Annotated in this window: 8 protein-coding genes; 7 read left to right on the top strand and 1 reads right to left on the bottom strand. The window is 62.0% G+C overall.

Annotation, left to right across the window (positions count from 1 at the left end):
* The first annotated feature begins 17 nt into the window (after positions 1–17).
* Complete coding sequence (locus Q0G85_RS00040; protein WP_297153348.1) at positions 18–2,987, top strand: S-layer homology domain-containing protein; 2,970 nt, start codon at positions 18–20, stop codon at positions 2,985–2,987.
* Positions 2,988–3,036: 49 nt separating this feature from the next.
* Here Q0G85_RS00040 and Q0G85_RS00035 read toward each other — a convergent pair whose 3' ends face one another.
* Positions 3,037–4,326: a Tat pathway signal protein gene (locus tag Q0G85_RS00035; protein WP_297153346.1), complete on the bottom strand. Its 1,290-nt coding sequence runs from the start codon at positions 4,324–4,326 to the stop codon at positions 3,037–3,039.
* 329 nt (positions 4,327–4,655) lie between these two features.
* Between Q0G85_RS00035 and Q0G85_RS00030 the strand changes: the two genes are divergently transcribed.
* The 6 genes from Q0G85_RS00030 (at position 4,656) to hisS (ending at position 14,192) form a co-directional block, all read left to right on the top strand.
* The gene (locus Q0G85_RS00030) at positions 4,656–5,366 is read left to right on the top strand and encodes a response regulator transcription factor (protein ID WP_297153343.1); all 711 of its coding nucleotides are present in this window, start codon (positions 4,656–4,658) and stop codon (positions 5,364–5,366) included.
* 14 nt (positions 5,367–5,380) lie between these two features.
* Positions 5,381–7,084, top strand: a complete 1,704-nt coding sequence (locus Q0G85_RS00025) for an ATP-binding protein (protein ID WP_367116842.1) — start codon at positions 5,381–5,383, stop codon at positions 7,082–7,084.
* A 104-nt stretch (positions 7,085–7,188) separates the two neighbouring features.
* Positions 7,189–8,070 carry a phosphoribosylaminoimidazolesuccinocarboxamide synthase gene (locus Q0G85_RS00020; RefSeq protein ID WP_297153339.1) on the top strand — a complete coding sequence of 294 codons (882 nt, stop codon included), beginning with the start codon at positions 7,189–7,191 and terminating at the stop codon, positions 8,068–8,070.
* A gap of 119 nt (positions 8,071–8,189) precedes the next feature.
* Positions 8,190–8,837, top strand: a complete 648-nt coding sequence (locus tag Q0G85_RS00015) for a hypothetical protein (protein ID WP_297153337.1) — start codon at positions 8,190–8,192, stop codon at positions 8,835–8,837.
* A gap of 27 nt (positions 8,838–8,864) precedes the next feature.
* A complete protein-coding gene (locus tag Q0G85_RS00010) occupies positions 8,865–12,686 on the top strand; it encodes a phosphoribosylformylglycinamidine synthase (RefSeq protein ID WP_297153334.1) in 3,822 nt (1,273 codons plus the stop codon).
* A 138-nt stretch (positions 12,687–12,824) separates the two neighbouring features.
* Complete coding sequence (hisS, locus tag Q0G85_RS00005; RefSeq protein WP_297153329.1) at positions 12,825–14,192, top strand: histidine--tRNA ligase; 1,368 nt, start codon at positions 12,825–12,827, stop codon at positions 14,190–14,192.
* The last annotated feature ends 231 nt before the right edge of the window (positions 14,193–14,423 follow it).

Here is a 14,423-nt window from a genome sequence, read left to right as displayed (position 1 = left end):
GAAAGGCTGGGAAACATATGGAGAAACGGAAGACGCAAGCAGTTAAGCCATGGGAAGCGGCGGCGCGTGCCGGCGTTGCAACGGTGCTCGCTGCGGGTATGGTAGGCACGCCTGCGGCAGCTTTCGCCGACAATGGTGCATCGACAAGTAACGACGGCGGAATCCAGCCGCTGAGCAAGAGCGACGGGTATTACTACGTGGACGACAGCTCTTACGGACTGTCTTATTATCTCGGCCAGGCCGTGTCAAACGGGTACACGAAAGTCCACGTCGGAACCAGCTTTTCGGATTCGGGGACGGTGACCATCCCCTCGTCGCTCACCGAAATCGCCGGCTATTCCGAGGGCTTTTTCAGTCAGGGCCCGAAAACGGTCGATGTCGGATACGCAAGTGCGCTTTCCGTTGTGATTCCGTCAGGCAGCGATATTGCTATCGACCGCGTGAACTTCTTCGCGAAATCCGGGGAAAAGGGTGCAACGGTCACTGTCGAAAAAGGCGCGAAGGTGAAGTTCTCCAACTGCACCTTCTCCAACACGCCTATCGTGAACGGCGAGGCGACTTTCGAGGATTGCACGTTTGCTACGGGTAAAATCGAGAACAACGGCACGGCAACCTACACCGGGTCGACCCAAGAGCCCGAAAACATCAGCAAGCCCGTCGAAACGTACGAGGCGCTCTCGCTTGTTTTTGCAGGTGACAAGGCATTTTCCCCCGCGGTCGAAGGCAGCACGGTCGACCAGAAGCTCGCGTTCGAAACGAAGGGGACGAAGGCGGCGGACGCAAAGTTCTCGGCTGCCGTCACTGATGCCGAGGGCAAGGACGTGGCGGGTCTTTCCGTGACAGTCGAAGATGGCCAGGTGTCGCTTTCGGGCACGGCTCCCGCGGCGGGCACCTATCAGGTGAAACTCACCGCCGAAGCGACGAAGGACGATGGCTCGGCGGATTCCGTTGCCGAAATGCTCTCCTTCGAGGTCCAGCAGCAGATCCAGGTTCGGCTTACCGGCAAGCTGCAGTGCTTCGTCGTCGACGGCACGAGCATGATGAGCCTCGATCACGACGGCATCGCCCTCGCGTCTGCCGGCGGCGGGGCGAGCGGTGGCAGCAGTTCGTCGGAGAACAACAAGCTCGACGTCGAGGTGAAAGAGGGCGACGGCGAGTGGACGTCCTGGAATGACTGGGCGAAAAACGACGGCGTGCGCCAGGATAAGGTGAGCGTCTCCATTTCCCCTGAAGGCAGTGGCATGGCGGCAGGGGTGACGATGGGCTCCGTCTTCATCACCGGCACTCCCGCAAAATCAGGAACCTATCAGGTGGTTGCCACGGTGACCTCCGGCGCTCGCACGGAGCAGAGCAACGCGGTGGAAATGCGCATCTACGACAACGACAAGACGCTTGCCGAGCGCATCGCCGACCTTCCCGAGGGCACGACTTCGTGGGACATGGAGCCCTACACCATCGCCGAGACGGGCAACGCGACCATCCCCTCCACGCTGACCGACATTTACGGCTCGCACGAGTCTGGCACGTACGGGACCATCGGCAAGGGCGAAAACGGGAACTTTGCCACCGAAACGCTCACTATTCCCGCAGGTGCCGACGTCACACTGCACAACATGAAGGTGCTCTCCAGCGTGAAAATCGTTGTCGAGAAGGGCGCGAAGCTTACCCTCGACGATTCCGTGGCGTACGGGGCGGTCGAAGTGAACGGCGGCACGCTTTCAGCGAAGAACTCGGCGTCCTTTGTGGGACAGATTGCGCTCAACGACGGCTCGACGCTCGAAGATGCCACAATCGTTTCGCATGCTAACTTCCTCTCCGATGGAAACTACCAGGTGAAAGTACCCGAAGCGCCAGTTGCGGTGAACGGCAGCGTCACGTTTAAGGGCGCGAACTCGATTACTGGTTGCGGTATCACGTCGGGCTCCGACGCGCAGTCTGCCCTGGTGGTGAACAAGGGTGCGACGGTCACCATCCCGGCCGGCTCGTCGCTTGTCGCCACGGGCGGCTCGGTCGACACGACCGGCGGCAACGGCGGCGCGGGCGTGAAGCTCGACGGCGGCTCCATCGTCGGCGAGGGCTCGCTTACTGCTACGGGCGGCTCGGTTGGCCTGGGCCTTGGAAACGGCGGCGCGGGCATCGGTGGCGAAGGCAAGGTCGGCGTAGCGACCGTTGTGGCAACGGGTGGCAACGTCCCCGCGGCGGGCGAGGGCTCGATTGGGGACCCCTCCAAGTACAAGGCGGGCGACGGAGTTGCCGCTGATGTCGCGGTTTCTCGGAAGTCGGATATCGCGGCCACCGGTGGTCAGGGCGCAACTCCCGGTAGTTCGGAAGTGGCGAAAACCTACGACCCCGATGCGCAAGATCCCGACCCCGGCACCCCTCCGATCGAGGAGATGTTCCGCGATGTTGACGCAAGCGCATGGTACGCGCCTGGCGTGAAGAAGGTTGCGGACGCCGGCCTCATGCGCGGATACAGCGAGGAGTCGCTGTTCGGCGTTGGCGTGTCGCTCACGCGCTCCGAGCTCGCGATGATTCTTTGGCGCTACGCCGATCCCTCCGCCGAGGGTTCCTATGTTGCAAGCACTGCGGAAAACGAGACCGCATTCTCCGACGTGCGCAGCGGTATGTGGTATACGGGTGCTGTGAACTGGGCGGTTAAGAATGGGATCATCAACGGCTATGCCGACGAAACGGGTGCTCGCACAGCGTTCGGCCCCGACGACGCGGTCACGATGGAGCAGCTTCTCCAGATTCTCGCCAACCTGAAGGGCGTGTCTGGAGCCGACGAGTCGTCGCTTTCGTCCCTCTCCGACGCCGAGAGCATTTCCCCTTGGGCGAAGTCCGCTGCGGCCTGGGCGGTTCAGCAAGGCGTGGTCAGCGGTTACGAATCGGCTGATGGGACGCACTGGCTCGTTCCGGGCGAGCTCATCGCGCGCGAACGCGTCGCAATGGTTCTCTCGAATGCACTTGAAAAGGGCATCCTGTAAAACCAGTAGGAGCCTTACCTCATGAGAAGCGTGCGCGGGCTGGGGGCTGTTAGGCCGGTTCCCAGACGCGCACGCAGCAGTATTGCTGAGATTCGCCCTGAAGCGTGGTGTTGTCGATGTTGGAATACGTGACCACGCGCTTGACCGACCCCGTCGATGCAAGGTAGTCGCCGAAGCTCGGCGCGCCCGATTTCACCTCGAGCATGAAATACTGCTTGTTCGAGGGGTCGAATCCGCACACGTTGTACGAGTCCTTCGCGATGACCCATCCGCCGCACCACGCGGGCGGGGCGGTGGGGGTCACGCCATGGCGGAACCACGGCACTGAGCTGTAGGCGTCGTTGCCCGCCGTATCGGCCTCGGGCTGCACGGCGTTTGCGGGAATGTATGTTCCCAGGTTAGCGATGCCTTCGCCGAAGTTGTAAATCGCTTCGAACGAGAACATGAACCCCGTGTCGCCATAGCCCGCCTCGAGCGGCTTCATCGAAGAGGGCAGCACGAGGGAGTCGACCATGCTCGCGGATTGCGCATCGATGCGCGTGAGCTGGTAGCGCGACGAAGACGCCGCGGCGCGCGGGGTGATGATGACGGAGTCGCCCGTCGCGTAGGGCGGTGTGCACATGCGGCCGTTCGAGGTGTAGGCCTCCTCGGCGTCGCTCGACCCGAAGCGGGCGCGCATCAGCCGCGACGCTTCCTTGCTTGCGGCGCCGTCCTTCTTGGGGAGGACCTGCCAAAACGCATATCCGCTCGAGGCGGCGAGCGTCGGGGTTTCCCAATCGGAGCCGCCTTCTTCCGCCAAAGCCGCAGCTCCAAGCGATCCGTTCGAAAGTGCTGCGCTGTAGATGCGCCACGTTCCATCGAGGATATTCGCCTCGGTCCAAATGACGCCCGTCGCGCACGCGCGCACGTCATAAATCTCGAAGCCTTCGTCTTGGCCTTTCGCCTGGGAAACGGCGGTGGTCTGATTGCCCGACGAAAGCGAGAGCAGCACCACTTTGGTGAGCGGCTTCGAGCCGTCTTCGGGTACAAGGCACGCGGCAACGGAATCATCGCTTGCCCAGATGAGCGTTCCGTAAGGAAGCTCATAGGTTCCGGAAAGCCCGAGCACGGTGCTTGAATCTTCTATCTCGGTGAAATCGCCCGGCGTTGCGGCGGAGCACGATGAGACGGCGTCTTTGGGGACGGTCAGCGTGTTGAACGTGGGCTCGTTCGACTTCGAGGCGGCGCTCACCCCTGCGCCGATGCCTCCGCCGACGACGGCGAGGGCCCCGATGCCGATGGCACCGTAAAGGAAATGACGTCGGGTAAGCAGGATTTGCCCGCCGCTTGGAGAGGGCACAGAGATGCCCTGCTTCGGGCTCCCCTCAGCGGCGCGGACCGTCGGCGCATGATTCGCGCGCGGATGATAGCTCGCCGAAGTGCCCCGCCGAGAGCTCTGGCGAGGGCTTCTTTGCGCGTGCGCGCTGTTCTTTCCTGGAGTGGGTCGTTTCGTTGGCATGGTGGTAATTGTGTCATTTCGCCTACACCTCGCGCGAGAATACGGCCAATTGCTACAATAAACCCAAAGACGAAACTGACGGGTCGCCCCGCAAAGCGTTTGCGATGCGCGGTCCGCAGACCTTGTGCATGCACCATGTACGTAGGGAAATCCCATGTTAGGAGACGTCAATGAACAATGAAACCCGACGCATTCTTCTTGTGGAAGACGAGAAGGCGATCCGCGACGCCGTCGCTGCTTATCTCGAGCGCGAGAACTATTGGGTAACCGCCGTAGGCGATGGCCAAGAAGCACTCGAAGAATTTCAGAAGCATCACTTTGACCTGGTCGTTCTCGACCTTATGCTTCCCCGCGTTCCCGGCGAGCGCGTCTGCCGCGCCATCCGCGACAACTCCGATGTGCCCATCATCATGCTCACCGCGAAAGGCGAGGTGGAAGATCGTATCATCGGACTCGAGCTGGGCGCCGACGATTACCTGGTGAAGCCTTTCAGCCCCCGCGAGCTTGTCGCGCGCGTGCGCGCCCTGCTCCGCCGTGTGCATGCCGACTCCGAGCCGCAGCGCGAAGTCCTCGAGTTCGGCGACCTCACAATCGACGTTTCCGGCCACAAGGTTCTCGTGAAGGGCGAGGAAGTCGACCTGACCGCTTCCGAGTTCAAGCTGCTGACCACCCTTTCCCGCTACCCTGGCCGCGTGTATTCGCGCATGGAGCTGGTCGAGAAGGTGCTCGGCTACGACTTCGAGGGCTATGAGCGCACCATCGACTCGCACGTGAAGAACCTGCGTGCGAAGATCGGCGACAATCCACGCAACCCGAAGTGGCTGCATACCGTCCATGGCGTGGGCTACCGTTTCGAGGATCCCACGAAAACCGGGAAATAGCCTGCGGGTGACCCGTGAGCGAAACGAATCCAATCCATAACGACTCGACGGCCGAGGGGTCGTCGAGTCTCTCTGCGAATGCGGGCGGCGAGGCTGCCCGCATTCGCGTCATGTCCGACTTCCCCGAAGAGCGGCCTTCTACGGGTGAACCCCATCAGGGAAAGCTCGCGCGAAAGGAGCGCCGCCGCAAATTCGGCTGGACGAGCCTGTCCTATACTGCGCGCGTCACCTTGGCCTTTGCCCTTATCGCCGCGATGACCGGCCTTGTCGCCATCGGCGTCATCTCTTTTGTGTGGGAGCAGCATTTCCAAACCTATACCGCGTCCAACATGGAGACCCTTGCGGAGACGACCGCCAGCCGCATCGAAGAGCGGATGGAGTCGGACAGCGCGCTTACCATCAAAAGCGCTGCGGCCCTTACGCCCGTCGAAGCTGCGCTCGAGGTCACGCCGGGCATCGCTATCAAGGTCGTCGACGAGAACGACGTCGCCGTCTTCGATTCCTCGAACCGCATCAACGGCATCCCGAACGCCACGAGTTCCTTCGAGCCGAAGGATGCGTCGAAGGTGGCGCTCGCCAAAATTGTGGTCGACGACAAGGTCGTTGGCTCCGTGCGCATTTGGGTTTACGGGTCCGACACGCTTATGCGCGGGCCCGACCAGGAGTTCCGCGAGAATTCCTATCAAGCGATGCTGTTTGCGTCGTTGGTGGCCATCGTGCTCGCGTCGTGCATCGGCTTTCTGTTCGCGCGCAATCTCGTGGCCCCTATCAATCGCATGACGAAAACGGCCCGCGCTATCAAGGAAGGCGATCTTTCTGCGCGCACCGAACTCCACGGCGAGGACGAAATCGCTCGCCTGGGCGAGACCTTCGACGAGATGGCGGAATCGGTCGAGAAGGACCGCGAGCTGGAGCGTCGCCTCACAACGGACGTCGCTCACGAGCTGCGCACGCCCCTTATGGCTATCCAGTCCACCGTCGAGGCGATGGTCGACGGTGTCTTCGAAGCCGACGCCGAGCGCCTGGAAACCGTGAACTCCGAGGTGCAGCGCTTAAGCCGGCTGGTCGACGCGCTCTTAAAGCTCTCCCGCCTGGAGAACCGCGCCACCCCCATGAAAGAGGAAGTGGTCGACGTAGGCGAGCTCATCCAAAGCATCGTCTCCACGCACGAGGCATTCGTTGCCGATTCCGGGCTCACCTTCGAGTACCGCGCCGAGAAGGGCGTGCTCGTCGTGGGCGATCCCGACATGATTCGCCAGGCCACGGCCAACCTTATCTCGAACGCGGTGCGCTATACCCCCGAAGGCGGACATGTATCGGTCACCGTTTCGAAGGGCGACATCATGGCCTCGATCGCCGTGCGCGACACGGGTATCGGCCTTTCCCCCGAGGAGGCGAAGATGGTCTTCTCGCGCTTCTGGCGTGCGGACGCCGGGCGCAACCGCGCGAGCGGCGGCTTGGGAATCGGGCTTGCGGTCGTGAAGGAAATCGTCGATCGCCATGGCGGCTGGGTGCAGGTGGAAGGCGAGAAGGGCAAAGGCGCCTGCTTCACCCTCCATTTCCCCCTCTACGACGAGGCGCGCACGCGCTCGAACGACAAGCGCGAGCAGCAACGCCAGCGTCAGCAGCAAAAACAGCAGCATCGTCAGCAGCTGCTCTCGGGCGCTCGTCAGCAACGTTCGTCCGATGGAAAAGCCACTTCCAATCGCAAAAAGTAAGGTAGTGCGCGATAATGGGTCGCGACTCATTATCGCGCGTCAACGCGCGGGCTCGTTCCCGCGCGCCGCATATTCGCAACGAGGTTTTGAAAGGACCTGAAATCATGAGCGTTATCGACATCGAACCCGATGCGCAAGGCAAAGTTCGCGACCTTTACGATTTGGACGATCGTCTTTTGGTGGTAACCTCCGATCGCATTTCCGCGTTCGATTACATCCTTGAGGACGAGATTCCCCACAAGGGCCAGGTGCTCACGCAGCTTTCGTGCTTCTGGTTCAAGCTGCTCGATGGCGTGATCGAGAACCACCTCATCTCCGCCGACGTTGCCGACTTGCCGGAGCGCTTCAAGCCCTATGCCGACAAGCTGGAAGGGCGATTCATGCTGGTCAAGAAGGCCGACATGTATCCCGTCGAGTGCATCGTGCGCGGGTATCTCGCCGGCAGCGGCCTTAAGGAGTACCAGGGGCAAGGCACGGTGTGCGGCATCAAGCTTCCCGCTGGCCTCGTGAATTCCTCCAAGCTTGAAACGCCCATCTTCACGCCTTCCACCAAGGCGGAAATCGGCGACCACGACGAGAACATCAGCTTCGAGCGCTGTGCTGAGCTCATTGGCGACGAAGAGGCTGCCGAGCTGCGCGACGCTGCCATCAAGGTCTACACCGCCGCACGCGACCATGCGGCTGACCGCGGCATCATCATCGCCGACACCAAGTTCGAATTTGGTCGCGTTGACGGCCGCCTCATCTTGGCCGACGAGGTCCTCACCCCCGATTCCTCGCGTTTTTGGCCGGGCGACGAATACGAGCCGGGCAAAAGCCAGTCGAGCTTCGACAAGCAGTACGTCCGCGATTGGCTCACCGCGCATTGGGACAAGGAATCCGGCACCAAGCCGCCTCGCCTTCCCGAGGATGTCATCAAGCGCACGAGCGAGAAGTATATCGAGGCCTACGAGAAGATCACGGGCGAGAAATTCCCGTTCGCATAAGGAATTTCGTCTCGCGTAAGCCTTGCACAAGGTGGAAGGGGAAAGGTCTGTCCGCCGACGGCGTCCGGCCAAGGTTTCCACGGCTTTTGAAGTAAGTGTCCACGAGAAAGAACCATCGCATGTCACAACGTAACTACATGAACGACCGCTATCAAGATGAGGGCCCTAAGGGTGCGACGCGCAAGAGCGCGGCTTCGGCAAAGCCGAAAACGAAGGCTGCCGCTTCGGTGCATATCCAGTCCTCGACGAAGACCCCTCAGGAGAGGAAGGCGGAGCAGAAGGCTCGCCGCAAAGCCGAGCGCGCCAAGCAAAACGAGCTTGACCGCAAGTACTACAACCCGCCCACGGCGGAATATAAGCGCCTGCGTCGCCTTTGGTGGGTCGTCCTGATCGCTGCGGTCATCATGGTTGCGCTCTCGTGGTTCGCGCGTTCGTGGGAGCCGGCTTGGATCAGCTACGTGACGCTCGGCTCGTCCTACGTTCTCATCATCCTTGCGTTCTACCTCGACTTCTCCAAGATTCGCAAGTGTCGCCGCAAGTACCAGATGGAAATGGAGTCTCAGAACACCAAGGAGAGCCGCCGTGCCGAGAAGGCGAAGCGCGCAGCCGAGCGCGAGGCGGAAAAGCAGAAGGAAGATGCCGCTGCGGAGGTCGCCGAGGAGCAGATCAAGCCCAAGCGCGGTCTGTTCGGCCGCAAGAAGGTTGATGCCGCAAAGACGGCCGATGCGGCTAGTGCCGCCGACGCCGCAAAGCCCGCCGACAAGTAATCGCCTGCCACCCTGGAAAGGATCATCATGGTTTCGCGTGTTTACGTGGAGAAGAAGCCCGGCTTCGACGTTGAAGCGCAGCAGCTGCTCGCCGAATTGCACACTGCCGTGCCCGAGGGGCTCGCGAAGGCGGCCCGCCTGCGCCTGATCAACTGCTACGACGTCGAGGGCATCGACGAGGAACTATTCGAGCGCTGCATCCCCACGGTCTTCTCCGAACCGCAAGTCGATGACGCTTCGCGCGAATTCCCCGTTAAGGGCGTCGAATTCTCGGACAAAAGCGCCAAGCAGCTTGCCGCGGAAGGGGAGGCCATCTCCGGAATCGCCTCGGCTCCTGCCGATGTTCACGTGTTCGCCGTCGAGGCGCTGCCCGGCCAGTTCGACCAGCGCGCCGACTCCGCATCGCAGTGCATCCAGTTCATCAGCCAGGGAGAACGTCCTGAGGTTGCCTTCACGCAGGTTTACGTTATCGAAGGCGAGTGCACCGACGCCGCCCTCGCTGCGGTGAAACACTACGTCGTCAACCCGGTCGAGACGCGCGAGGCGTGCCTTTCCGCACGTGAGACGCTCCAGATCGCCCATCCGACGCCCAAGCCCGTCGAAGTGATCGAAGGGTTCCTCGATCTGGATGAGGCGGGCCTCTCCGCGTTCATCGATGAGCGCGGTTTGGCGATGGACCTTGCCGATATCGCGTTTTGCCAGCAGTATTTCGCGGGCGAGAAGCGCTGCCCCACCATCACCGAGATCAAGATGATCGACACCTACTGGTCCGATCATTGCCGTCACACTACGTTCGGCACCGAGCTCACCAACGTCGTGATTGACGACGAGCAGGTGCGCGAAACCTACGAGCGCTATCTCGAGCTGCGCCATGAGCTCGGTCGCGACGAGAAGCCCATCTGCCTTATGGACATGGGCACGATCGGCGCGAAGTGGCTGAAATCCCAGGGCATCCTGACCGGGCTCGATGAGTCCGAGGAAATCAACGCCTGCACCGTGAAGTGCAAGGTCGACGTCGACGGCCACGACGAGGACTGGCTGTACCTCTTCAAGAACGAGACGCACAACCATCCCACCGAGATCGAGCCGTTCGGCGGTGCGGCCACGTGCTTGGGCGGCGCTATCCGTGACCCGCTTTCGGGACGCAGCTACGTTTACCAGGCCATGCGCGTGACTGGTGCGGGCGATCCCACGGTTCCCGTTTCCGATACGCTCGAAGGCAAGTTGCCGCAGCGCAAGCTCGTGACGACGGCTGCTGCCGGCTACTCGTCTTACGGTAACCAGATCGGCCTGGCCACGGGCTCCGTTCACGAGCTCTACCATCCGGGATACGTTGCCAAGCGCATGGAAATCGGGGCCGTCGTTGCGGCGACCCCGGCCGACCATGTTCGTCGCGAGAAACCCGAGCCGGGTGATGTCATCGTGCTTTTGGGCGGTCGCACTGGCCGCGACGGCATCGGTGGCGCAACGGGATCGTCGAAGGCGCATAACCTGGAAAGCCTCGAGCACTGTGGTGCCGAGGTGCAGAAGGGCAACGCCCCTGTCGAGCGCAAGCTTCAAAGGCTGTTCCGTCGCGGCGAGGCCTGCCGCCTTATCAAGCGCTGCAACGATTTCGGCGCAGGCGGCGTGTCGGTGGCCTTGGGCGAGATCGCCGACGGCCTGCGCATCAATCTCAATAAGGTCCCGAAGAAATATGACGGTCTCGATGGCACCGAGCTCGCCATCTCCGAAAGCCAGGAGCGCATGGCCTGCGCCATCGCCGCTGCCGATGTGGAAGAATTCCTCGGGTATGCCAAGGAAGAGAACCTCGAGGCGACGGTGATCGCCGAGGTGGTCGCTGAGCCGCGCGTGCGCATCTTCTGGAACGACAAGGCGATCGTCGATGTGAGCCGCGAGTTTTTGGCATCGAACGGTGCCCCGAAGCACCAGGACGTGCACATCGAGGCGGGCGCCGCCTACGAGCGCGCATGGGCGGGCGACACGCTTGCCGATCGCATGGAATCGCTCGTGCGCGACTTGAACGTCTGCTCCAACAAGGGGCTCTCCGAGCGCTTCGACTCCACAATCGGCGCGGCGACCGTGCTCATGCCGTTCGGCGGCAAAAACCAGCTTACGCCTGCGCTCGCTATGGTGGCGAAGTTGCCGGTCGACGGCGAGACCACGACTTGCTCCGGCATGGCATGGGGCTTCAACCCCTACCTCACCGAGAAGAATCAGTTCGTCGGCTCCTATATCGCCGTCGTCGAGAGCGTTTCGCGCCTGGTGGCCACGGGCTTCAAGCGCGCTGATATGTACCTCACGTTCCAGGAATACTTCGAGCGCCTGCGCAACGATCCGGTTCGCTGGGGCAAGCCTGCCGCCGCTGTTCTCGGTGCACTCCAGGCGCAGCTCGATCTGGGGCTGGGCTCGATTGGGGGAAAGGACTCCATGTCGGGTTCGTTCGAAGATCTCGACGTTCCTCCGACGCTTGTCTCCTTTGCGACTGCAGTCGGCAAGGTCGATCGTGTGACGAGCCCCGAATTCAAGGGTGCTGGCCATCGCATCGCGCTGATTGCTCCGCGCTGCTACGATGCCAACGACGTGGCACCTGCTGCTGAAGATGAGCTTGCGGCCATCGCTGCGGTTGAGGAGCTTATCGGGTCGGGCGCGGCGCTCGCCGTCTCGACGCCTGGCTACGGATGCGCGGCGGAGTCCCTGTTCAAGATGTGTGTGGGTAACGGAATCGGTGTGGCTCTCGAGGATGTGGACGCCGACGCCCTCTTCACGCCCGCATACGGAAGCTTCATCGTCGAGCTCGCCGATGGCGCGACGCTCCCCGAGGCGACCGAATGCCTCGACGTTGCCCTTCTTGGCGTGACGACCGAGGAGTACGCGTTCGCGGCTGCAGGTGAGGTTATCGACTTGGCTCGTTTGCAGGATGCGTGGGAAGGCTCGATCGAGTCGGTGTTCCCGTATCGCAGCACGGCTGCCCAGTCTGGTTCCGACGATGCCGACGTTGCGCCTATCACCTGCGACGATAAGCTGCCGCTCGTTTATGGCGGCTCGATTGCGAAACCGCGCGTCATCATCCCCGTGTTCCCGGGAACGAACTGCGAGTACGACACGGCGCACGCATTCGAACGTGCCGGCGCCCTGCCGACCACGCTCATCGTGAACAACCTCACGCCCGATGCGGTCGCCGAGAGCATTGCTGCTCTTGCTGCCGCCATCCGCGAAAGCCAGATCGTCATGATTCCCGGTGGCTTTTCCGGCGGTGACGAGCCCGATGGTTCGGCGAAGTTCATCACGGCGTTCTTCCGCGCTCCCGAGGTGACCGAGGCAGTGCGCGACTTGCTGCAGAACCGCGACGGTCTCATGCTCGGCATCTGCAACGGCTTCCAGGCGCTTGTCAAACTCGGCCTCGTGCCCTACGGCGACATCGTTCCCATGACCGACGAATGCCCGACGCTCACCTTCAACACGATCGGCCGCCATCAAAGCCGCCTCGTCCGCACGCGCGTGGCGTCGTCGCTTTCCCCGTGGCTTTCCGAGTGCAAGGTGGGGGACACGCACACCGTCGCCATCAGCCATGGCGAGGGCCGCTTCGTCGCAAGCCCCGAATTGCTCGAGAAGCTCATTGCGAACGGCCAGGTGGCAACGCAGTACGTCGATGCGGAGGGCAAGCCGTCGATGGACCTTTCGGTCAATCCCAACGGCAGCGTGCTTTGCATCGAGGGCATCACAAGTCCCGATGGCCGCGTGCTCGGCAAGATGGGCCACACGGAGCGCTCGGGCGCTGGGCTCTATCGCAACATCCCGGACTTCACGTACCAGCCGCTCATCGAAGGCGGTGTGGAGTACTTTAAGTAAGGGGCGGGCGGCGGCCGATTCTGGCACGGTCGCCACTCCCCGATGGAATATGTTGAAGCGCGGGCAATCGGAGCCCGCGCTTCATTTACGTTACAATGCAAATCGCAATCAAGCTAAACGAAGGAAAAGGTGGGCGCAATGGCAATGCAGGCTGCTGAAGGCACGAGGGACTTTCTACCTGACGAGGCGGCGTTTTGGCTGCATTTCAAGGAGACGGCGTTCTCCGTCTTCGCCCGTTATGGCTATGTGCCCATTGAGACGCCGATATTCGAGCAGACCGACCTGTTCGTTCGCGGCATCGGCGAGGCGACCGACGTCGTGTCCAAGGAGATGTTCACCGCTGTTTCGGGTGAGAATCTCAAGCGCCTCATCGACGGCGGCACCATCAAGAGCAAAAGCCGTCTGTCGCTTCGTCCCGAAGGCACGGCCGGCGTTGTGCGCGCGGTGGCGCAGCATGACCTCGTTCCCCAGGGTGGTGCGCCCGCGAAATTGATGTACGCGGGCCCCATGTTTCGCGCGGAGCGCCCGCAGAAGGGTCGTCAGCGCCAGTTCAACCAGGTGGGCGTGGAATGCCTGGGTGCCGAGGAGCCGACGATCGACGCCGAAGCCATCATCATGCTCATGCGCTTCTACGAGACGATCGGCATCCCGCGCGAGTCAATGCGCCTGCTCATCAACTCAATGGGGTGTGAGAAGTGCCGTCCCGCCTATCGCGAGCTCGTTCGCTCCTACATGAACGACCACGCCGAAGAGCTGTGCGAGACGTGCATGACGCGCGCCGAAATCAACCCGCTGCGCGCTTTCGACTGCAAGAACGAGGGCTGCGTTCACGTGATGGAGAACGCCCCGAAGATCTCCGATCACCTTTGCCCCGATTGCCGCGAGCACTATGAAGCGGTGAAGGCGTACCTCGATGCGGCGGGCGTTTCCTACGTGGAAGACTATAAATTGGTGCGTGGCCTGGATTACTACACCCGAACCGTGTTCGAGGTTCAGGTGGACAACGGCATGGGAAGCCAGAACGCAATTGGCGGCGGCGGTCGCTACGACAAGCTCGTCGAGGAAGTTGGCGGACGCCCGACGCCGGGCCTCGGGTTCGCCCTCGGATACGAGCGTTGCGCGCTTGCCCTGCAGGCGGCGGGTGTCGAATTTCCCCGTGCACAGCATTGCGATCTGTTCGTCGCATGCGTCGACGACTCGGTGCACGCCGAGGCGTTCTCGCTCGTGCAGGCATTCCGCGATGCGGGCCAGTCTGCCGACATGGATCACCAGAAGCGCAGCCTGAAAAGCCAATTCAAGCTTGCCGATAAGTTGAGCGCATCGATGGTCGCCATCCTTGGGCCCGATGAGCTTTCCGCGGGTAAGGTGAAGGTGCGCAACATGACGTCGCATGCCGAGCGCCTGGTCGACTTGGCGGCAGTAAAGGCGGTTCTCGCGAAGTTCTCCGACGACGGCGCCGTCCTTACGCTGGAGCAGATGAGCGAAGCGCTCGCAGAAGTCGAGTAGCGCTAACAAAGATAGCTATTGGGGCGAATGCCGTTGGCGTCGCCCCGTCCATGAGGAGGCCGGGTGCTCGGGGAGTGCCGGCCTCTTTCTGTAGTGGAAGGCGTCTCGATGGAACGGGGGGTGTGCCTCTATAGGGCGAAAGCGCGCAGCGTCCAGTCTCTTTCTGTAACAGGGGGAGTCGTAGTTGAGAGAGGATGCCTATATAGAGTGAGCCTTCACTCTATATAGTGG

It is taken from the genome of uncultured Ellagibacter sp., from assembly GCF_934617235.1.
GTDB lineage: Bacteria > Actinomycetota > Coriobacteriia > Coriobacteriales > Eggerthellaceae > Ellagibacter.
The sequence above is the reverse complement of the archived record's forward strand: the minus strand, read 5'-3'. Positions and strand labels throughout refer to the sequence as shown.